This is a genomic window from Mesorhizobium loti (assembly GCF_003148495.1).
Lineage (GTDB): Bacteria > Pseudomonadota > Alphaproteobacteria > Rhizobiales > Rhizobiaceae > Mesorhizobium > Mesorhizobium loti.
Map to the genome: position 1 here is coordinate 68,476 of NZ_QGGH01000008.1, position 20,411 is coordinate 88,886.

Annotated in this window: 23 protein-coding genes and 1 tRNA gene; 9 read left to right on the top strand and 15 right to left on the bottom strand. The window is 62.6% G+C overall.

The genetic code is table 11. The annotated features are described in order from the left end of the window. Nucleotides 1–62: 62 nt before the first annotated feature. Complete coding sequence (locus C8D77_RS25150; protein ID WP_109669081.1) at nucleotides 63–1,466, bottom strand: L-serine ammonia-lyase; 1,404 nt, start codon at nucleotides 1,464–1,466, stop codon at nucleotides 63–65. Between the two features lie 178 nt (nucleotides 1,467–1,644). On the opposite strand from C8D77_RS25150, the gene C8D77_RS25155 reads away from it, so the two are divergent. Then, nucleotides 1,645–2,364: a DUF599 domain-containing protein gene (locus C8D77_RS25155; protein ID WP_109669083.1), complete on the top strand. Its 720-nt coding sequence runs from the start codon at nucleotides 1,645–1,647 to the stop codon at nucleotides 2,362–2,364. Here C8D77_RS25155 and C8D77_RS25160 read toward each other — a convergent pair. From C8D77_RS25160 to C8D77_RS25200, 8 genes are all read right to left on the bottom strand, one after another. Beyond that, the gene (locus C8D77_RS25160) at nucleotides 2,337–3,134 is read right to left on the bottom strand and encodes a YdcF family protein (RefSeq protein WP_109669085.1); all 798 of its coding nucleotides are present in this window, start codon (nucleotides 3,132–3,134) and stop codon (nucleotides 2,337–2,339) included. The two genes, C8D77_RS25155 and C8D77_RS25160, sit on opposite strands and share 28 nt — an antisense overlap. A gap of 7 nt (nucleotides 3,135–3,141) precedes the next feature. Next, entirely contained in the window at nucleotides 3,142–3,672 is a 531-nt protein-coding gene (locus C8D77_RS25165) for a hypothetical protein (RefSeq protein ID WP_109669087.1), read from the bottom strand. Nucleotide 3,673: 1 nt separating this feature from the next. Then, nucleotides 3,674–5,239 carry an amidase gene (locus C8D77_RS25170; RefSeq protein ID WP_109669089.1) on the bottom strand — a complete coding sequence of 522 codons (1,566 nt, stop codon included), beginning with the start codon at nucleotides 5,237–5,239 and terminating at the stop codon, nucleotides 3,674–3,676. Continuing rightward, nucleotides 5,239–5,694, bottom strand: coding sequence for a GNAT family N-acetyltransferase (locus tag C8D77_RS25175; RefSeq protein WP_109669091.1), 456 nt, complete (start codon nucleotides 5,692–5,694; stop codon nucleotides 5,239–5,241). The genes C8D77_RS25170 and C8D77_RS25175 overlap by 1 nt, the downstream gene beginning before the upstream one ends. A gap of 7 nt (nucleotides 5,695–5,701) precedes the next feature. Further along, nucleotides 5,702–5,989, bottom strand: coding sequence for an Asp-tRNA(Asn)/Glu-tRNA(Gln) amidotransferase subunit GatC (gatC, locus tag C8D77_RS25180; protein ID WP_109669093.1), 288 nt, complete (start codon nucleotides 5,987–5,989; stop codon nucleotides 5,702–5,704). A gap of 198 nt (nucleotides 5,990–6,187) precedes the next feature. Continuing rightward, nucleotides 6,188–7,030: a radical SAM family protein gene (locus tag C8D77_RS25190; RefSeq protein WP_215732081.1), complete on the bottom strand. Its 843-nt coding sequence runs from the start codon at nucleotides 7,028–7,030 to the stop codon at nucleotides 6,188–6,190. Next, nucleotides 7,027–7,413, bottom strand: a complete 387-nt coding sequence (locus tag C8D77_RS25195; protein ID WP_164757647.1) for a hypothetical protein — start codon at nucleotides 7,411–7,413, stop codon at nucleotides 7,027–7,029. Before C8D77_RS25195 ends, C8D77_RS25190 begins: the two co-directional genes overlap by 4 nt. 54 nt (nucleotides 7,414–7,467) lie before the next feature. After that, nucleotides 7,468–8,175, bottom strand: coding sequence for a metal-dependent hydrolase (locus C8D77_RS25200; RefSeq protein ID WP_109669097.1), 708 nt, complete (start codon nucleotides 8,173–8,175; stop codon nucleotides 7,468–7,470). Between the two features lie 122 nt (nucleotides 8,176–8,297). On the opposite strand from C8D77_RS25200, the gene ruvX reads away from it, so the two are divergent. Further along, nucleotides 8,298–8,804, top strand: coding sequence for a Holliday junction resolvase RuvX (gene ruvX, locus C8D77_RS25205; RefSeq protein ID WP_109669100.1), 507 nt, complete (start codon nucleotides 8,298–8,300; stop codon nucleotides 8,802–8,804). Here ruvX and C8D77_RS25210 read toward each other — a convergent pair. From C8D77_RS25210 to C8D77_RS25220, 3 genes are all read right to left on the bottom strand, one after another. Further along, nucleotides 8,722–9,063 carry a DUF6105 family protein gene (locus C8D77_RS25210; protein ID WP_109669102.1) on the bottom strand — a complete coding sequence of 114 codons (342 nt, stop codon included), beginning with the start codon at nucleotides 9,061–9,063 and terminating at the stop codon, nucleotides 8,722–8,724. The two genes, ruvX and C8D77_RS25210, sit on opposite strands and share 83 nt — an antisense overlap. Next, a complete protein-coding gene (locus tag C8D77_RS25215; RefSeq protein ID WP_109669105.1) occupies nucleotides 9,063–9,632 on the bottom strand; it encodes a hypothetical protein in 570 nt (189 codons plus the stop codon). Before C8D77_RS25215 ends, C8D77_RS25210 begins: the two co-directional genes overlap by 1 nt. A 194-nt stretch (nucleotides 9,633–9,826) precedes the next feature. Beyond that, entirely contained in the window at nucleotides 9,827–11,455 is a 1,629-nt protein-coding gene (locus tag C8D77_RS25220; protein WP_109669365.1) for a DNA alkylation response protein, read from the bottom strand. Nucleotides 11,456–11,648: 193 nt separating this feature from the next. Between C8D77_RS25220 and C8D77_RS25225 the strand changes: the two genes are divergently transcribed. The 6 genes from C8D77_RS25225 to C8D77_RS25245 all read left to right on the top strand — a co-directional run bounded on the left by C8D77_RS25225 (nucleotide 11,649) and on the right by C8D77_RS25245 (nucleotide 16,584). Further along, complete coding sequence (locus C8D77_RS25225) at nucleotides 11,649–12,614, top strand: aspartate carbamoyltransferase catalytic subunit (RefSeq protein ID WP_056587495.1); 966 nt, start codon at nucleotides 11,649–11,651, stop codon at nucleotides 12,612–12,614. Further along, nucleotides 12,611–13,897: a dihydroorotase gene (locus C8D77_RS25230; protein WP_109669107.1), complete on the top strand. Its 1,287-nt coding sequence runs from the start codon at nucleotides 12,611–12,613 to the stop codon at nucleotides 13,895–13,897. The genes C8D77_RS25225 and C8D77_RS25230 overlap by 4 nt, the downstream gene beginning before the upstream one ends. Nucleotides 13,898–13,954: 57 nt before the next feature. After that, the gene (gene plsY, locus C8D77_RS25235) at nucleotides 13,955–14,542 is read left to right on the top strand and encodes a glycerol-3-phosphate 1-O-acyltransferase PlsY (protein ID WP_109669109.1); all 588 of its coding nucleotides are present in this window, start codon (nucleotides 13,955–13,957) and stop codon (nucleotides 14,540–14,542) included. Nucleotides 14,543–14,559: 17 nt separating this feature from the next. Further along, the gene (dprA, locus tag C8D77_RS25240; RefSeq protein ID WP_109669367.1) at nucleotides 14,560–15,693 is read left to right on the top strand and encodes a DNA-processing protein DprA; all 1,134 of its coding nucleotides are present in this window, start codon (nucleotides 14,560–14,562) and stop codon (nucleotides 15,691–15,693) included. Nucleotides 15,694–15,937: 244 nt separating this feature from the next. Next, a complete protein-coding gene (locus C8D77_RS37690) occupies nucleotides 15,938–16,144 on the top strand; it encodes a hypothetical protein (RefSeq protein ID WP_170136814.1) in 207 nt (68 codons plus the stop codon). 143 nt (nucleotides 16,145–16,287) lie between these two features. Continuing rightward, the gene (locus tag C8D77_RS25245; RefSeq protein WP_206438728.1) at nucleotides 16,288–16,584 is read left to right on the top strand and encodes an adenylate cyclase; all 297 of its coding nucleotides are present in this window, start codon (nucleotides 16,288–16,290) and stop codon (nucleotides 16,582–16,584) included. A gap of 745 nt (nucleotides 16,585–17,329) precedes the next feature. Here the strand turns inward: C8D77_RS25245 and C8D77_RS25255 are convergent. Continuing rightward, a tRNA-Lys gene (locus C8D77_RS25255) sits at nucleotides 17,330–17,405 on the bottom strand. A 304-nt stretch (nucleotides 17,406–17,709) separates the two neighbouring features. Here C8D77_RS25255 and C8D77_RS25260 point away from each other — a divergent pair. After that, entirely contained in the window at nucleotides 17,710–18,225 is a 516-nt protein-coding gene (locus C8D77_RS25260; RefSeq protein ID WP_109669115.1) for a BA14K family protein, read from the top strand. Nucleotides 18,226–18,323: 98 nt separating this feature from the next. Here C8D77_RS25260 and C8D77_RS25265 read toward each other — a convergent pair whose 3' ends face one another. Next, nucleotides 18,324–18,803: a DUF6882 domain-containing protein gene (locus tag C8D77_RS25265; protein WP_109669117.1), complete on the bottom strand. Its 480-nt coding sequence runs from the start codon at nucleotides 18,801–18,803 to the stop codon at nucleotides 18,324–18,326. A 34-nt stretch (nucleotides 18,804–18,837) separates the two neighbouring features. After that, nucleotides 18,838–20,331: a glycerol kinase GlpK gene (gene glpK / locus C8D77_RS25270; protein WP_109669119.1), complete on the bottom strand. Its 1,494-nt coding sequence runs from the start codon at nucleotides 20,329–20,331 to the stop codon at nucleotides 18,838–18,840. Nucleotides 20,332–20,411 lie beyond the last annotated feature (80 nt).

Here is a 20,411-nt window from a genome sequence, read left to right on the forward strand (position 1 = left end):
CCTGAGCGCCGAGACGTCAACGGCCTGACGGACTTCTCCACAGTGGCGGTTTAGGCCAGCCCTCAGCATTCCACGACATTGACGGCGAGCCCGCCAAGGCTGGTTTCCTTGTACTTCTCGTTCATGTCGAGGCCGGTCTGGCGCATGGTCTCGATCGCCGCGTCGAGCGGCACGAAATGGGTGCCGTCGCCTTTGATGGCCAGCGACGCGGCCGTCACCGCCTTGACCGCGCCCAGCGCATTGCGCTCGATGCACGGCACTTGCACCAGGCCGCCGACCGGATCGCAGGTCATGCCGAGATGATGTTCGAGCGCGATCTCGGCGGCATTCTCGACCTGCTCGGGCGTGCCGCCCATGACGGCGCACAGGCCGGCCGCCGCCATCGCCGACGCCGACCCGACCTCACCCTGGCAGCCGACCTCGGCGCCGGAGATCGAGGCATTTGTCTTGATGATGCCGCCGACGGCAGCGGCCGTCAGCAGGAAATCTCGGATGCTCGGCTGATCGGCCTCCGGATGGAAGTGCAACCAGTAGCGCAGCACCGCCGGCAGCGTGCCGGCAGCGCCGTTGGTCGGCGCGGTGACGACGCGGCCGCCGGCGGCATTCTCCTCGTTCACCGCCATGGCGTAGATCGACAGCCAGTCATTGGCGAGCAAGGGATTGGGCTTGTTCTGCTGCCACTGCTCCTGCAGCTTGTCGTGCAGCATGCGCGCCCGCCGGCGCACCTTCAGCCCGCCCGGCATGATGCCATCCTGCGACAGGCCGCGGTCGATGCAGCCCTTCATGGCGCTCCAGATGCCGTCGAGGCCGGCGTCGAGCGCCTCGCGCGACATCTGCGTCTCCTCGTTGACGCGCTTCATGTCGGCGATGGAAAGGCCGCTTTTGCCGGCCATGGCCAGCATCTCGACCGCATTCTTGAAAGGATAAGGCACTTTCTTGCCTTCTGTCGTAACCGACCCCTTGGCCTTCATCCGCTGCAGTTCTTCTTCCGAAACCACGAAGCCGCCGCCGATCGAATAATAGATGCGCTTGAGCAGCAGGCGGCCGCCAGCGTCATAGGCGTAGAACGCCATGCCGTTGGCGTGACCGGTGAGCGGCGTCTTGCGGTCGAGCACCAGATCGATGGCCGGATCGAAGCGATAGGAGGGATGGCCGGGCGGCGAAATGCGCTTTTCGGCGGTGATGCGGCTGGCAATGCCATCGGCCTGATCGGGATCGACCGTCTGCGGCGTCAGGCCGGCAAGGCCGAGGATGACGGCGCGATCACTGCCGTGACCGATGCCGGTGTAGGCGAGTGACCCGTGCAGGCTGGCGCCAAGCCGGTCGACCTTCACACCCGCCGGACGGGGCCAGTCATTTCCCGCGACCTCGTCGAGAAACCGCGCCGCGGCGGTCATCGGCCCCATCGTGTGCGAACTCGAGGGTCCTATGCCGATCTTGAACAGGTCGAAAACCGAAAGGAACACGCGGCGTTGTCTCCTGGAGTCAGTCGAGGACTACATATAGGAATTCCCAGGATGTTTCCGCTCTTTTGGAAATCGCGGCGCTGCGCCCGCCGACCTTGTTTGCTCCGGCAGCGACATTGGTGCCGATCGCTGTATGCGAAGATCGAAGCGATCGGGCTGAATGTGATAAATTCAAGCCATGGGCGATTCCCTCGATCTTTCGACAGCCGATCTCGCGGCGCTGGCCTTCTTCCTCGTCGCATGGCTGCTGCACACGTTCGCCTCCGACGGCAAGCTTGTCAGCCGCGTGTCGCTGACGACGGCGATGAATGCACAGCGGCAAGCCTGGATGCGGACCATGGCCGAGCGCGAGATCCGCATCGTCGACACTGCCATCATGAGTGGCCTGCAGCAAGGCACCGCCTTCTTCGCCTCCAGCTCACTGATCGCGATCGGCGGCTGTTTTGCCTTGCTCGGCGCGTCCGACCGGGTTCTTGAAGTGCTCAGCGACCTGCCCCTGGGTGGTGCGCCGTCGCGCGCGGCCTTCCAGATAAAGGTGTTCGGACTGGTGCTGATCCTGGCGTTTTCGTTCTTCAAATTCGGCTGGGCGTACCGGCTGTTCAACTATTGCACGATCCTGATCGGCGCGGTGCCGATCCCGCATGGCGAAGCCTCGCGCAATCCGGTCACCGAGACGGCGGTGTGGCGGGCGGCGCAAATGAACATGCTCGCCGGAAAACACTTCAACTCCGGCCTGCGCGGCGTGTTCTTCTCGATCGGTTATCTCGGCTGGTTCGTCGACCCCATGGTGTTCGTGCTGTCAACGCTGTTGCTGCTGGCGGTGCTGGTGAGGCGCCAGTTCTTCTCGGCCGCCAGACAGGCGGTGATCGGTCAGCCGCCAGGGCTCGGAAAAGGCTGATCGATCCGCCCTGACAGCCAGTAGGCGGTCAGCCCGATCCATTCGCGGATGGCGATGGTGGTGGCCTGCAGCGAATCGGCTGGATTGTCGCGGAACAGGCCGATGCCTTCTTTGCCCGAGGTGCGATAGTCGACCGGCCAGGGAACAGTCGCAAAACCGGCCTTGTCGAACAGCGCCTTGGCGCGCGGCATATGGAAAGCCGAGGTCACCAGCAGCCAGGTCTCGCCGGGCTTCGGCGTTACCAACTCCTTGGTGAAGACCGCGTTCTCATAGGTGTTGCGGGATTTGTTTTCGAGGATCAGGCGATCGGCCGTCACGCCAAGCGCGGTGAGCAAGCGAGGGGCCGTGGCGGCGTCACCCTCGCCTTCGAGAAACAACTCGCCGGTGCCGCCGGAGACGATCACCTTGGCCGTGGGAAAGCGCCGGGCCAGAACCGCTGTCTCGACCATCCGATCGCCGCCACTGTTCAGCTCATAGCCGCCTCGCACCAGATTGATGGCGCCCTCAAAACCGCCGCCGAGCACGACAATGCCGTCGACCTTTTCCGGCAGCGGCGGGCGCGCAAAGCGCTCTTCGAGCGGATTGAGCATCATGGCGCCGAGCGACGTCCAGGCCGACAGCGCAAGGATCAGAAATGCCAGCACGCCGCCGGTGGCCGCCAACCGCCTTCGGCCGATCATGGCCGCGAGCAGTCCCGCCAGCAGCAGGAAGATCGCCAGATTGAGCGGCTGGATGAAGAACCAGAAGATCTTGGAGAGATAGAAGAACATTGGCTGCCTATCGTCGGCTCGAATTCTCACGACCGATGAAGTGCTCGACGGCACTCGTCACAGCCTCGGCCTCGGGTCGGCTCAGCTCCCTGCCGAAAACAAGGACGCCGTTCGTGTTGGTCAACCTGATGACTTCCGACAGCCCCGCTTCATCCGTTGGATAGGTATGGTCGAGGATTTCGGTCTCAAGGTGCCCTTTCAAAGGCAATGACGAACGATTTCGCAAAGAACCCCTGACGTCGCGCACGGCTGCGGCGTTGGTTAGCCGCAGGGTTTCCTTGCCGAATACCAGCCAGATGAAATCCTTGCCGAGGAAATAGGTGAAAAGGGCAATGATCGCCGCGAACGACAGCAGGCCGAGAGTGCCGCTGGCGACGGTTGCGGGCGACGTGTCGGTCAATCCCATGTAGCCGGTGTAGGCAACGATCCCGGCCCCAATCAGAACGAAGCCCGTCCTGAAATCCGTGGTGCGTGGTGGGTTGGTAATCAGCAGTTCGTCTCCCGTCTCGACGATGGAAATGCGAGACGGGGGCGGCATGCTACCACCATTTCTCCGGCTGGAATGTGCCCGCCGCCTGCTCGATGACGGCAGCGGTCTGGAACAGGGTTTCCTCATCGAACGGCCGGCCGATGAGTTGCAGCCCGAGCGGCAGGCCCTTGGCGTCGAGCCCGGCGGGCACGGCAATGCCCGGCAGGCCGGCCATGTTCACGGTGACCGTGAAGATGTCGTTCAGGTACATCTTGACCGGATCGGCAGCCATGTCCTCGTCGGCGATGCCGAAGGCGGCGGATGGCGTCGCCGGGGTCAGGATGACATCGACGCCGGCGGCGAAAACAGTCTCGAAATCGCGCTTGATCAGATTGCGCACTTTCTGCGCCTGCAAATAGTAGGCGTCGTAATAGCCGGCCGACAGCACATAGGTGCCGATCATGATGCGGCGCTTGACCTCGCGGCCGAAACCGGCGGCGCGGGTCTTCTCATACATGTCGACGATATCCTTGCCCGGCACGCGCAAGCCGTAGCGGACGCCATCATAGCGGGCGAGGTTGGACGAAGCCTCGGCGGGCGCCACGATGTAATAGGCGGGCAGCGCGTATTTGGTGTGCGGCAGGGAAATGTCGACGATCTCGGCGCCGGCGTCCTTCAGCCAGGCAATGCCCTTCTGCCACAGCGCCTCGATCTCTTCGGGCATGCCGTCGACACGGTATTCCCTGGGAATGCCGACCTTCATTCCCTTGATCGGCTTGCCGATCACCGCCTCATAATCCGGCACGGGCCGGTCGACCGACGTCGTGTCCTTCGGATCGACGGACGCCATCGACTTCAACAGGATCGCGGCATCGCGCACGTCGCGGGCGATCGGTCCGGCCTGGTCGAGCGACGAGGCGAACGCGACGATGCCCCAGCGCGAGCAGCGGCCATAGGTCGGCTTGATGCCGACGGTGCCGGTGAAGGCGGCCGGCTGGCGGATCGAACCGCCAGTATCGGTCGCGGTCGCGCCGGCACACAGGAAGGCGGAGACTGCGGTTGCCGAACCGCCGGAAGAACCGCCCGGCACCAGTTGCGCATTGTCCAGGCTGCGGGCGGTCCTGGTGCCGCCGGCCGAGACGAAGCCGCCGTCACCCTGATGCGTTGTCGGCATCACCACCGTGTCGAGGCGCGAACGCCGCCACGGGTTGATCACCGGGCCATAGTAGGACGTCTCGTTGGATGAGCCCATGGCGAACTCGTCCATGTTGAGCTTGCCCAGCATGACGGCGCCGTCGGCCCATAGATTTGATGTAACGGTCGATTCGTAGCGCGGCTTGAACCCGTCGAGCACATGGCTGCAGGCCTGCGTATGGACGCCTTCGGTGCCGAACAGGTCCTTGATGCCGAGCGGGATGCCTTCCAGCGCACCGCCCTCGCCCTTGACCAGCCTTGCGTCGGACGCCTTGGCCATGTCGCGCGCCTTGTCGCCGGTCACCGCGACATAGGCATTGAGCGCGGGATTGGCGCGATCGATGGCCGAGAGATAGGCCTCGGTAATCTCGGTCGCGGTGATTTCCTTGCCGCGCAGCTTGGCGCGGGCCTGTGAAATCGTCAGCTGGGTCAGGTCGCTCATCAAAGGCTCTTTTCGTAAAACACCGACCACTCGGAATCGGGATAATCCAGCACCGGGCCGCAGCGCGAAAACCCGGCGCGTTCGTAGACGGTCCACGCGGCGGGATGACGATCGCCCGTCTCCAGCACCAGGCGCTTCAGCCCCTCATTGCGTGCCAGCGTCTCGACCCGCTCGACGATCCTGGCGCCGATCTTCTGCCCGCGATGCGACGGCCGCGTGTACATGCGCTTGACCTCGCCGATGGCGCCGTCATGGCGTTTCAGCGCACCGCAGCCGATGGCCAGGCCATTATCGCGGGCGATGAAAACGGTCGTATCCTCACTGGCCATCTGCTCGACCGTCAGATGGTAGCAGTGCTCCGGCGGCGTCAGTTCGAGCAAGGTCTCGTTGAGTTCCTTGACCAGCCCGCGCACATCGTCCTGCAGCGGCGTTTCAATGGCGATCTCGATTGCCATCGGCCGGCTACTCCACTACCTTCGGCACGAGGAAGAAATTCTCTTCGGTCGCTGGCGCATTGGCGACGATGTCCGCCGCCTTGCCACCGTCGGTGACAACATCCTGGCGCTTCTTCATCTCCATCGGCGTCACCGAGGTCATCGGCTCGACGCCGGAAACGTCGACCTCGTTCAGCTGTTCGACGAAGCCCAGAATGGCGTTCAGCTCGCCGGTCATGCGTTTGGCATCTTCTTCGCTCACCGCGATGCGGGCGAGACGCGCGACGCGCTTCACTGTCTGAAGATCTACGGACATGTTTCTGCCTCGGGGAAAACCAGTTCGGGCTATAGCGGCGCCGCGCGCGCTGCGCAACATGCATCGTGCCGGGTGCTAGGCCTAAAGCGCGTCGAGTTTGAACGGATTCAAGCGACGCGCTTTAGGTCTTTGTTTTCATGCACGTCGTTCTCCCAAAACCGGAACCACTTTTGGGCGACGTGCATTAGGCCGCAGTGCTCACCCGGTCCTTGGGACGACGCAAAGGGTTAGGCAATTCGAAAAGCGCTGTTTTGCCGGACACATGCCGCACGCGTCCTCGTCCTCGAGCGCGGCGAATGCCTGCAATTCGGCCTCGGAGCAGCCCGGTTCGAGCGGCCGATAGGCGAGATAGGGATCCCATTTCTCCGACAGGCGATATTTCGCGTTCTGCATCGGCAGATAGGCCAGCGGTGCGCATTTCCAGATTTGCCCGTCATGCAGTTGCTTGCAGTGGCGAGCCGGGCAGATTTCCCAACTGGCGCGAGTGTCACGGTCCTCGAATGGCAACATGGCATTGCCAAAGCCCTCGTAGCGTCGGGTCCAGTTCTTGTCCGAAGGGCGTATCTCGAGACGCAATTTGTGGTTCCGCTGCCATCCCTCCAGCAATTCGAAAACCGGCTTCAGCCTCTCCCGGTAATCCTCGGAATCATGATGGACCGACACGACCAACCGTGCATCGGGATCGGCGGCAAGGATCGCCGGCAGCGACGGGTGACGATGCAGGAAGAAGCCGTTGCTGACGATCTCTATATGGGCACGCGGCCAGTGCCGCCGCACCAACCCGACAAAGCCCGGCAGTTGCGGATGAATGCTGGGCTCTCCTCCAAGCAGGCTGAAGCGCGTCACTGACACCCGTCGGCTCCAAAGCCCCATCCAGCGGTCCGCCTCCTCGAGCGAGACGGTGCCGGCATGGGCGTGATTGGAGTAGTGCGAGCAGCTTTCGCAGGACAGATTGCAGCCATGCGCGACATGCAGTTCCAGTTTTCGGAACACGGGCCGCTCGCCGCGAAGAAGTGCACTCACCCTTTGCAGCATCGTCATGGCAGGGCAACGCCGTCGCACAGATAGTAGCTGCCGCTGTTGCCGCGTGCCTCGCTTTCGTCGTCGACCGGCCGGACCGATACGAGATCGACTTGCTTGGCGTTCATTTGCGTCACCGAGAGGACATCCGGGAAGACATAGCCCGGTTCCTGGCAGATGGCCGTCACCGCCCAGCTCGGCGAAGCCGCCGCCTTGCTGACCTGCAGGAACTCGCAATTGTATTCGACGCCTTGCAGCCCGTGCGCCGAAAGCACGATGTTGCCGGCGTCGATCAGCGTTTGCAGCGTGTCCTTTTTGGCCTGTTTGCAAAGCTCCTCGGACTGAAGGTAGACGCCCTCAATGAAATCATCCGCTGCGAGCGCGGGCGACGCCGCGACCAACATGGACACGCAAAGAGATCGTCCCAACACCATGGATTTATTCCGCTTTAGCTGCCTCTAAATTGTAATCGTCTCACCGATTTTCGGCAATGCCACTTTGATGCCGGATCCTTCCAGGCCGGCCTCGAACTTGTCGGCGGTCGGATCGATCATCGGAAAGGTGCCGAAGTGACAGGGAACCACTGTGTCGAACTTGAAGAAGCGGCGGCAGGCAAGTGCCGCCACCGCACCGCCCATGGTGAAGCGATCGCCGATCGGCACGACCCCGATCTTCGGCTCATGCAACTCGTTGATCAGCGCCATGTCGGAAAAGATGTCGGTGTCGCCCATATGGTAGAGCGTTTTGTCTTCCGGGAAATGCAGGACGAGGCCGCCCGGATTGCCGAGATAGGTGTTCTGGCCGCCCTCACCAGGGAACGAGGACGAGTGCAGCGCCTGGACGAAAGTGGTGGTGAAGCTGCCGCAATCGACGGTGCCGCCGATGTTGCCTGGGTTGATCTTCTTGTCGCTGACACCCTTGCCGACCAGATACATGCAGATCTCGAAATTGGCGACCAGCTGGGCGCCGCTTTTGCCGAGCACTTCCACGGCGCCGCTGATGTGGTCACTGTGGCCATGCGTCAACAGCACATGCGTGATGCCCTCAGCCGGTCCCTCCCAGCCGCCCGTCCAGGACGGATTGCCGATCAGATAGGGGTCGATGAGGATCTTGGCGTCAGCCGTTTCGATACGAAAGGCCGAGTGGCCGTACCAGGTCAGTTTCATAAATGCATTCCTCGATTTTTGGCGTGCCAAAGGATAGAACGCCGATAGCCCCGAGATCAAAGGGTTACTGTGTCCGTTGTGCGTTTGAGAGAACACATGGCGGTGAAAGGTGAGGACGGCCGTTGGGCATTATCACGATAGAGGAATTGCCGGCGCGGCTGGCCGGCGGCAAGACGCTGGCAGGGCTTGACCTCGGCGACAAGACGATCGGCGTCGCGATCTCGGACCAGAGGTTTTCCTTCGCCCATCCGCGCCCGGTCATCATGCGAAGGAAATTCTCGCTCGATGCGGCGGTCCTGCTCGCCTTGCTGCAGAAGGAGAATGCCGGCGCGGTGGTGATTGGGCTGCCGATCAATATGGACGGGTCGGAAGGGCCGCGTGCGCAGAAATCGCGCGCCTTCGTCCGCAACATGGCGCAGATGAGCGACCTGCCCTTCGTGCTCTGGGATGAAAGGCTATCGACGGTCGCGGCCGAAAGGACGCTGATCGAGATGGATTTCTCGCGCCGCAAGCGCGCCGGCAAGATCGATTCGGCGGCAGCCGCGTTTATTCTGCAGGGAGTTTTGGACCGGCTTCAGTCGCTCCACGCATCCGCTCGAACGGAATCGGACCCGCCCAGCGCTGTTTGACCCAGCCGGCGATTTCGCGGCGACGGCGGAATGCCCACAGCGCCATCAGCAGAAACCCGTCGAAGATGCACGTCTTCGCCACCATGCCGGGAATGATCGCCGGATCGATGCCGAGCATCTGACCATAGAGCTGGAAGAAGAAGTCGTGCATCTGTCGGCTGAGCATGGTGTAGCCGAAATTCATGTCATTGGCCGACAGGTAGAACCAGCCCCAGAAAATCGCCATCGGAGCCGCCCAGAATGCGAAGATGTAACGCATCAGCGGCCTCCCCTGGGATTGGAGCCCGTCTTAGAGACCGTTCGGCCCGATATGAGTGAAAGCAGCGAATTGTGGGCCGCGGCCTTTGCCATGCCGTGCGCGACGGCGCGGACTTCGCCCTCGCCCGAAGCCGCTGCCGCAACCACGGACCGCCGCTCGGCAAGCATGGCGACATAGGACGCCAGAAGTGCTGCCAACTGCACGGCGACAGCCATGAACAGCCCGTTGATGCCTTGCGCGGCGCCACCGATGACGATCAGCGACAACACGCCGGATGCGGAGATGAAGGCGATGCGGGCAACGCTGTCAGCGCCAGGGCTGGCTGCGTCGTTGATCAGGGCTTCGACAAAGGCCCAGAAGAACAGCACGGAGACGACAAGCAATGCGGTGGCAAGCGGCGCCACGACAACGACGTTGTCGAGGTCGACGAAGCGGGTACCCTCGATTGTGGTACCCAACACGCCGAGCGCCGCCGCCACGCCGCGGTTTCCGTCGATGCAGATGAGCGCAAGCAGGGCGAAAACGATCGCCCAGTGCAACGCCAGAAAAGAGGTCAGTACCTGTCGCATCGGTATTCCTGCTTCGCAAAGCAAGGGACGGCCAATTTGAACCATTCCCTGCTTTCGCCGGGACAGTGGGCCTTGCCGCTCGCCATCGCAACGGAAACCATTTGTTAAGGTTAACGGCGATTAGCTATACGCGTGAGGATACAGACCAACGCCTCAAAACCGTGGATGGCGCCGGTTTTTGCGATGCTCGCGGCTCAATTCACCGGCGGATAGAGCGTGTCGATGATCATGCGCGCATCGTGGCGCGAATCGAGCATGCCATAGGTATTGCGCCATTGGCCTGCCAGGCGCGTCTCGACGAAAGCGTCGGCGATTCGCCCTGCCCCCAGCCGGCGCAATTCCGCCGCTGCCGCCGACAACGCCAGCTGTTCGGTGAGCAGCCGGGCCGAGCCCTCGTCGGTTGAAGCGACTTGCATCGCCGCCTTCAGCACCCCGATCGTGCCGCGCCCGCCGGCGCCGAGATCGCGGTCGATGCCGGCCAGCACATCCTCGAACAGGCCGGGCGCACGGCCAAGCACACGCAGCACGTCGAGCGCCATAACATTGCCCGAGCCTTCCCAGATCGCGTTGACCGGGGCTTCGCGATAATAGCGGGCGAGTGGCGCCTCCTCGACATAGCCATTGCCACCGAGACACTCCATCGCCTCATAGAGCAACGGCGGCGCGATCTTGCAGACCCAGTATTTGACGACTGGCGTCATGGCGCGGGCAAACGCCGCTTCGCCGCGATCGCTCGCCGCCTCGTCGAAGGACCGCGCCAGCCGGAACGACAGTGCGGTGGCTGCGGCGACATCAAGCGCCATGTCGGCCAGCACGCGCTGCATCAGCGGCTGCTCGATCAAAGTTGAGCCGAACACCTGGCGGTGGCGGGCATGATGAACAGCCTCGGCGAGGCCGGCGCGCATGATCGCCGACGATGCGATGGCACAATCGAGCCGGGTGAGCGTCACCATGTCCATGATCGTCTTCACGCCGGCACCCGGTTCGCCGACCATCTCGCCGATGGCGTTGACGAATTCCACTTCGGAGGACGCGTTGGAGCGGTTGCCGAGCTTGTCTTTCAGCCGCTGGAAGCGGAAGCCATTGCCCGAGCCGTCGCCGAGAACGCGCGGCACGAGGAAGCATGACAGCCCCTCCGGCGCCTGCGCCAGCACCAGGAACGCATCCGACATCGGCGCCGACATAAACCATTTGTGCCCGGTCAGGCGATAAAACCCGCTGCCGGCGCGTTCCGCCCTTGTCACATTGGCGCGCACATCGGTGCCGCCCTGTTTCTCGGTCATGCCCATGCCGAGCGTCAGCCCGGTCTTCTCGACCGGCGGCTTCTGGCTCTGGTCATATTTGCGCGTCGTCACGCGCGGCGCCCATTCGCGAAACAATTTTGGGCTGGCCATCAGCGCCGCTAGCGAAGCGTTGGTCATGGTGATGGGGCACAGATGCCCGGTCTCGAGCTCTGCGGTGAGGTAAAACCGGGCGGCACGGACCTGATGGCGGCGGCCGATCTCGGCGTCGCCGTTTTCCCACACAGAGGAATGCAGTCCGTTGGCCACCGAGCGGCGCATCAAGGCGTGATAGGCGGGATGGAACTCGACCACGTCGATGCGCCGGCCCTGGCGATCATGCGTCCTGAGCTTCGGCGTCTCGACATTGGCGAGGCGCGCCAGTTCCTGCGCCTCCTGCGTCAGCACGAAACGGCCGAGCCCGTCGAGATCCTTGCGCACCGGATCGGAAAAGCGCTCCGCGAGCTGGATCAGCAACGGATCGCCCCGCCAGGCGTTGCCGCCCGTCAGCGGCGGCGGCTGGTTGGTCACGTCGTCGGTCACGCCCAATCCTTCTATCGTCAGAAAGCCACGAATCCGAGGCTGTCGGCTAGATATAGCCAAGCCATGCAGCGCGCGCGATGAAAATACCGGCCGATACAATCGGCCATCTACACGAAAAAATTGAGGAGAACGGCTCCAATCCAAAGCTGGCGCTTGCAGCCGCAAAATCTCCACCCTATAGCAGCGCCTTGAGATGACCGACGCTTCGTCCCTGCCACTCTACCCTCACCGCCATCTTCTGGGCATCCGCGACCTTTCCCCCGCCGACATCGAGCTATTGCTCGACAGGGCGGACCGCGCAGTCGCGATCTCGCGGCAGTCCGAGAAAAAAACCTCGACGCTGCGCGGCCGCACCCAGATCAACCTCTTCTATGAAGCCTCGACGCGCACGCAGTCGTCGTTCGAGCTTGCCGGAAAGCGGCTCGGCGCCGACGTCATGAACATGTCGGTGGCAAGCTCTTCGGTGAAGAAGGGCGAAACGCTCATCGACACGGCGATGACGCTGAACGCCATGCGGCCCGACATATTGATCATCCGCCACCAATCGGCGGGCGCGGCGGCGCTGCTGGCGCAGAAGGTCGGCTGCTCCGTCGTCAATGCCGGCGACGGTGCGCATGAGCACCCGACACAGGCGCTGCTCGATGCGCTGACCATCCGCCGCGCCAAGGGGCCGCTGTCGAAGCTGATCGTGGCGATCTGCGGCGATATCCTGCATTCGCGCGTGGCGCGCTCGAACATCATGCTGCTCAACGCGCTCGGCGCGCAGGTGCGTGTCGTCGCGCCGTCGACGCTGTTGCCCACCGGCATCGAGAAGATGGGTGTCATCGTCACTCGTTCGATGGCCGAAGGCCTTAAGGGCGCCGACGTGGTGATGATGCTGCGCCTGCAGCGCGAGCGCATGGAAGGCGCCTTCGTGCCTTCGGTGCGCGAGTATTTCCGCTATTTCGGCCTCGATGCGGAGAAACTGAAGGCGGCCAAGGACGACGCGCTGGTGATGCATCCCGGGCCGATGAACCGCGGTGTCGAGATCGCCTCGGAAATCGCCGATGGTCCGCAAAGCGTCATCCAGGAACAGGTCGAGATGGGCGTTGCCGTGCGCATGGCCGTCATGGAAGCCCTGCTTGACCCGCGCCGCAACCATGAGGGCCGCGGCGCATGAGCATAACGGTTTTTGAGCGCGCCCGCATTGTCGATCCCTCGCGCGGCATGGACGAAGTCGGCGCCGTCATCGTCGATGGCCGCAAGATCGTCGCCGCCGGCAAGGCAGCGCTGAACCAAGGCGCCCCCGAGGGCGCGGCCGTTATCGACTGCGCCGGCAAGGCGATCATTCCCGGCCTGATCGATGGCCGCGTCTTCATCGGCGAGCCGGGCGGCGAGCATCGCGAAACCATTGCATCGGCAAGTGTCGCGGCAGCGGCCGGCGGCGTCACCTCCATCGTCATGATGCCCGATACCGACCCGGTGATCGACAATGTCGCGCTGGTCGAGTTCGTGCTGCGCACCGCCAAGGACACGGCAAGCGTCAACGTCTTTCCGGCAGCGGCAATCACCAAGGGCCTTGACGGGCGCGAGATGACCGAGTTCGGCCTGCTGCGCGAAGCAGGCGCCGTTGCCTTCACCGATGGCCGCCACACCATATCGAGCGCGCTGGTGATGCGCCGCGCACTGACCTATGCACGCGACTTCGGCGCCACCGTCGTGCATGAAACGCAGGATGCCGACCTGGGGTCATCCGGCGTAATGAATGAAGGCCTCTACGCAAGCTGGCTCGGCCTTTCCGGCATTCCGCGCGAAGCCGAATCCATTCCGCTGGAGCGCGATCTTGCGCTGGCGCGGCTGACGCGCGGTTCGTACCATGCGGCAAAGATCTCGACGGCGATGGCGGCAAACGCCGTGACGCGCTCGAAAGCCGATGGTGCAGCTGTCACATCAGGCGTCGCGATCCACAATCTGTCGCTGAATGAAAACGATGTCGGCGAGTACCGCACCTTCTTTCGCCTGACGCCGCCTCTGCGCGCCGAAGAAGATCGGCTGGCGATGATCGAGGCGGTCAGGGACGGCACGATCGACATCATCGTCTCCTCGCACGACCCGCAGGACGTCGACACCAAGCGCCTGCCTTTCGCCGACGCGGCGGCCGGCGCCATAGGGTTGGAGACGCTGCTGGGCGCGGCATTGCGGCTCTACCACAATGGCGACGTGCCGTTGCTCCGGCTGATCGAGACCCTGTCCACGGCTCCGGCAAGACTGTTCGGACTGCCCGGCGGCACGCTGAAGCCGGGTGCTGTCGCCGATCTTGCGCTTGTCGATCTCGACGAACCCTGGATCGTCAGCGAAAGCGGCATTCGTTCGCGCTCGAAAAACACCTGTTTCGAAGGCGCGCGGCTGCAAGGCAAGGTCTTGCAAACGCTGGTTGCGGGCCGCACAGTGTTTTCCGCCTGAGCCGGCAAACGCGCACCGCGCCTGATCCGGTCAAACTGGGGAAATGCGGGGGAAACAATGACTTACAGCCTCATCCCAGCGCTTGTGTTTGGCTATTTGCTTGGCTCGATTCCGTTCGGGCTTCTGCTGACGCGCGCGGCCGGCCTTGGTGATGTGCGCAAGATCGGCTCCGGCAATATCGGTGCCACCAATGTCTTGCGCACCGGCAACAAGGGCCTTGCCGCTGCGACGCTGCTGCTCGATGCGCTGAAGGGCACGGCCGCCGTGCTTGTTGCAGGCCATTTTGCGCCTGACCTGGCGATCTGGGCCGGTCTCGGTGCCTTTCTCGGTCATCTCTTCCCGGTATGGCTCGGGTTCAAGGGCGGCAAGGGCGTCGCCACCTATCTCGGCGTGCTGATCGGCCTGGCCTGGCAGGTGGCGCTGATCTTCGCCGTCGTCTGGCTGGTGGTGGCTTTCCTGTTCCGTTTCTCCTCGCTGGCGGCGCTGACGGCGGCCGTCGTCGTGCCGATCGCGCTCTATGTCCTGAGTACACCGCAAATTGCCGGACTGTTCGTAGTGATGAGCATCATCGTCTTCATCAAGCACAGGGAGAACATTTCCCGCCTGCTTGCCGGCACCGAGGGCAAGATCGGAGCCAAGGGGTGAGCGAGCGCGCCGCCGAGGTGAGCGAGCCGACCGCCGGGCCGCGCCTCAGCGACCGGCAGCGGCTCAGCTGGCTGCGGCTGATTCGCACCCAGAATGTCGGCCCCGCCTCCTTTCGCGACCTGATCAACCGCTTCGGTTCGGCCGAAGTCGCACTGGAAATGCTGCCGGAATTGATGATTTCGGGCGGCGCCAACCGCATTGCCCGCATCCCAGCGATCGCGGAAGCCGAGGCCGAATTGGAAACGGCCCGAAAGGCTGGCGCGCGCTTTGTCGGCATTGGTGAGCCTGACTATCCGCCCCTCTTGCGCAACATGGACCATCCGCCGCCGCTGTTGGCGGTCAAAGGCAATGCCGCCGTCTTCCGGCTGCCGGGGATCGCCATTGTCGGTGCCCGCAACGCATCGCTGGCCGGTATCAAGATGGCGCGCATGCTGGCGGCGGATCTCGGCCGCGACGGCTATGCAATCGTCTCTGGCCTGGCCCGCGGCATCGACACGGCGGCGCATCAGGGCAGTCTGGCGACTGGCACCATCGGCGTTCTGGCCGGAGGCCTCGACCTGCCCTACCCGCCTGAAAATGCCGGCCTGTGTCAGGACATTGCCGAGCGCGGCGCCGTCATCTCGGAAATGCCCTTCGGTTGGCAGCCGCGCGCCCAGGATTTCCCGCGCCGCAACCGCCTTGTCGCGGGTGCGGCCCTTGGGCTGGTGGTGGTCGAGGCAGCGCAACGCTCGGGATCCCTGATCAGCGCCAGGCTTGCCGGCGAAATGGGCCGGCTGGTCTTCGCCGTACCGGGTTCACCGCTCGATCCACGCGCCGCAGGCTGCAACGGCCTGCTCAAGGATGGCGCCACCCTGGTCACCGAGGCATCGGATATTTCCAGGGCGATCGCCCCGCTGACCGGCATGCGAGCGCCCGACGTGCCTCCGTTCGAAGAGCCGCCCGACTTCTCGGCCACACCACCGCCCGGTGAAAGCGACCGCGCCCGCGTCATCGAGGCGCTCGGCCCGACACCGGTGGCGGTCGACGAGATCATCCGCCACACGCGCCTGCACCCGGCCCAGGTCTTCATGGTGCTGCTGGAACTCGACCTCGCCGGCCGGCTCGAGCGCCACGCCGGCGGCAATGTCTCGCTGGTGTTTGCGAATGAGTGAGCAATGGTGAGTGCGATGGGATTCGAACCTCGCGACCGCCGGTCGGTGTTTTTCACGGTGGTTCCTGTCTACGAAGGGATCCAGGCGAAGAGCAACCGCGACTGGAAACCGACATTCAAGCGCAGCGATGATCCGCTGGCTCGAACGGAACATTAGCCGTTTCGAATAGTTAAGTTCATGCTCGGATGTTGTCACTGGCATCCGGCGAAAGGCTGGTCGGCTAACCGTCAGCCGGCCCGCGCCATTGGTCGCTCCATGGCGCGGGTTTTCATCGATCAGAGGAAGAGATACCCGACAAGCTCGCCACAACCTACATCGTCAGCGCATTCGAGAAACCGCACTGGCGCACGGTACTGACGCCAAAGACAAGGCCGAAGCCCTGGCGGCGGCCAAGGAGATCGGCGACAAGGTGCGGGTCGAAGAGATCACGCCGAAGGCGAAGAAACGTTGAAATGTCGCGCGACATCACAGATTCGCGATGCTCGGGACGAATAGCGGTCCGAAAAGCGTTCCTGGCACATGACGTCTAACTCGCCGGGTGCTCATAAAGACCCGAGCGCCCTTCCTGAAACCCAATGCTTTAGGAGGAACACCATGAAACATCTCCTCACACCAATGATGGCCGGCTTATTCATAGCCTCCACTGGCATGGCCTTCGCCGCCAACGTCCACACCGTAACAGGCACGACAGGTCAGCCCAATCAAACGATCGGAACCCCTCAAACAGGAAGTGCCACTCCAGGCCACGCAAGCTCTGCTCCGGGTTCAGCCTTCAACCCAGCTGGTAATGCGGGAACACACTACGCTGGCGAGCAGCCGCAGAACTCAAAGAATCCGAAGAGCGTATCTCAATACGACGTGGCCGGCTTCCAGCAGTCCAATAACCATTAATGGACTGCCGCAATCTGCGAACGAAAAGGCAGGCCCGCCACCGTGGAGGCAGCGGGCTAGATGCGATAGCATGTCGGTATTTGAGTAGCGGTAGTAGTGCCTACGGTAGTGATGTCGGTGATAGTAGTGCCTGTCGTAACACACAGAGCGGTAATGGCCGCCGCCGTAGTAACCGCCACCGTAGCAGCCGTTGTTGAACATGCTTCCGATCACTGTCCTCCTGGAAGGAAGTCGTCATAGCCGCCGCATCCACGCCCATAGTAGGGGTGGCCATAGTAACCCCTGTATCGCCCATAATGGCCGCCTGCCCAATAATTGTTGCGCCATCTGGCACCGCTCCGAATTTGGATGACGTCGGGCTGTGCGCTTTGCGCCTGAGGTACGATAAAGACCAGCCTATGCCGTCGCTGGTTCTATCGAGGGCAAGAACGAGCAAGGGGCAAGAGGTGTATGGCGTACGGTCGTTCGCTGATGTGGATCCTTGTCGCGACAGGACGTTCCTGGCCGACGGCCTGAAGCCGATCGATGAAGCGGCTTGGGCGATCTGCATTGCACGGGGCACGCACTTGGCCTAACCGCATCATCAACATCGGATCGAAGGCCCGCCTCGCGCGGGCTTTTTCATGCGCCGCGTGCGCCAGCGATTCCCGGATAACGCCAAGAAAAGCCCGGAAAACATGGGAATTCTAGGTAATACCGGTAAATGCACGTGCGCATAGATTTTCGATCTAAGTGATTGATTTGTTGGTGAGCGCGATGGGATTCGAACCCATGACCTACTGATTAAAAGTCAGTTGCTCTACCGGCTGAGCTACGCGCTCCCGCGGGCGCGAAAGGCGACCCTCGAAATTGCGCGGAACATAGGGAGAGTGCCTCGACCGGTCAACCGGAAAAACAGCATTCGCAGGCCGGGCTTTTCCAGCATGATCGCCGGGTCTGAGTGGCCGCTTCGATCATGAGAGACACCGCCCTGGCAGAGCGATTGCACGACCGGTCTGTCGCCTCGCCAGCAGGCCGGAGAAACATTACAAATCAGCAACTTGGCGTTTTCGCGGGGAACTATAAGCCACCTCGCCCGTTTCCTCGCCACAAGGGACGTCAATCACCCTTTCGAAGGAGAAGATAATGAACAAGATCGTATCGGGTATACTGGCGACCACATTGTCAGTTTCGTTCGCGGCAGCCGCCGGTCCGGCCAATGCAGCACAAATGTTCGTGCCTCAGGCACCGGCGACGTCGTCAAATATCCTGAACGTCGCAGCCGGCGACACGCCAGCCCAACATCCTTCCCAATATCCTGAGTGGAAGCGTCACGGCGATCGCCGCAACTTCAGCCGCAATTTCAACGGCAATCGGAACTTTGCCCGCAACAATGATCGTGGCGTGTATTGGAACGGCCACCGCGGCTATCGCGAATACCATCGCGGCTATCGGCGCCATGGCGACAACTGGTTCCCGCTGGCTGCCTTCGCCACCGGCGCCCTGATCACCGGCGCGATCATCAACAGTGAAAACAACCGTGTCTACGAAGGCAATTCGCATGTGCAGTGGTGCTATGACCACTATCGCAGCTATCGCTCTTCGGACAATACGTTCCAGCCGAATTACGGCCCCCGTCAGGAATGTCGTTCGCCTTATTGATCAAGGCGCGTTTGCGTAGCTGAGATGCGTTGAGTAAAGCCCGCGCCGGCAACGGCGCGGGCTCTTGATCGATTGGCCGGAAGAGGAACAAGTTGCCGTCAGCTTGCCCAGTTGATGCTCTTGAGCATCAGATAAAAACCCCCGCCGTCCTCTCTGCTGGGACAACGATAGATACCCAACCCGTCGCAGATTCGAGACATCACCGCGCTGAGTTCCCAACCAAGCACTTCCAGCGCATTGTCCGCGCGTGTCGCATAGGCTCGGGCCAGTTCGTCAATGCCATGCTGTTCGCCGAAGGATCGAACCAGCTTTGCGTCGCTGAGGAGCTCGCTAGGCAGGCTTGAATTTGCCCAAGCCCACAGCCAGTTGCCGCCCTCGGTACTCGTTGAGCCGACAATCTGGATCTCGGTGACGACCTTGACCACCCCGTCTTGCGAGAACAGAAGCGTTCCGGCCGTCAGATCATAATCATAGCGCGACCAGCTACCAAGGTGGAGATCTTTCTTCAAGCGTGCGTTCTTGGCCTTCAGCTGTTCGATAGCCTCGTCGCGCCAAGCAGGATACCAGTCTGGCTGCATTCCTCGCGCCCCATCACCCACCACTGACGGCTGTTTATGACACGCTCAGCGTCCTGCGCACAGCATCGCGCCAACCAGCAAGCTTGGCTACGCGCACGGAGCCATCCATGTCCGGCTGGAAGCGCCGTTCGAGTGCCCAGCTTTTCGCGAATTTCTTGGCATCCGGCCACACTCCTGCCTTCGAGCCGGCCAGCCATGCGGCGCCCAGCGCGGTCGTCTCGAGAATGGTCGGACGGTCGACCGGCGCGTCGAGGATGTCGGCCAGCCGCTGCATGGTCCAGTCCGACGCAACCATGCCTCCGTCGACCCGAAGCACGGTCTTGGCCGAAGCGCCCTTCCAGTCCTTGCGCATGGCGTCGAGCAGGTCGCGCGTCTGGTAGGCCACGGCTTCCAGCGCGGCGCGGGCAAACTCCGCCGGACCGGAATTGCGGGTCAGCCCGAAGATGGCGCCGCGTGCCTCGGCATCCCAATGCGGTGCGCCGAGTCCGACAAAGGCGGGCACCAGGTAGACATTTTGCGTCGGATCGGCTTCTGCCGCCAGTTTGCCGCTCTGCTCGGCCTTGCCGATCACCTTGATGCCATCGCGCAACCATTGAACCGCGGCACCGGCAATGAAGATTGAGCCTTCCAGTGCGTAGGTCGTCTTGCCGTTCAGCCGGTAGGCAATGGTGGTCAAGAGCCGGTTCTTCGAACGCACCAGGTCGCTGCCAGTGTTCAGCAGCGCAAAACAGCCAGTGCCATAGGTCGACTTCATCATACCTGGCTCAAAGCAGGCCTGGCCGATGGTCGCGGCATGCTGGTCGCCGGCAACCCCGAGGATTCTTATCTCGGCGCCAAAGAGACTTTTCTCCGTGATTCCATAGTCATCGGCACAGTCCTTTACCTCAGGGAGCATTTTCGCCGGGATGTTGAGGATCGTCAGCAGCTCGTCATCCCAGGCATTCTCAGCGATGTTGTAGACCAGCGTGCGCGAAGCGTTGGTGGCGTCCGTCGCATGGACCTTGCCGCCGGTCAGCCGCCAGATCAGGAAACTATCGATGGTGCCAGCGAGCAGTTCGCCTTTCTCGGCCCGCTTTCTGGCGCCCTTCACCTTGTCCAACACCCAGGCGATCTTGGTGCCGGAAAAATAGGGATCGAGCAGCAGTCCGGTCTTGCGGGTGAACTTCTTCTCCAACCCCTGCCTCTTGAGTTTCTGGCACAGCGACGCGGTGCGCCGGTCCTGCCAGACGATGGCATTGTGGATCGGCTTGCCGGTCACCCTGTCCCAGATGACAACGGTTTCGCGTTGATTGGTGATGCCGAGTGCGGCCACCTCGGAAGCAGTCCGACCGGCGTTCTTCAGCGCCGCCTTCACGGTCGATACGACGCTCGTCCAGATGTCCTCGGGATCGTGCTCAACCCAGCCGGAGGCCGGATAGTGCTGGGTGAACTCCTGTTGCCCGCTGCCGGCAACCTTCATCTTGTCGTCGAACAGGATCGCCCTGGTCGATGTCGTGCCCTGGTCAATGGCAAGGATGTATCCGGTCATTCTGCCTCCCCACTCAGTCTTTTACACAAACAGGGGAGACGGCAAGATGCCGCCTCCCCCTATTCTCATGATGCGGGCGC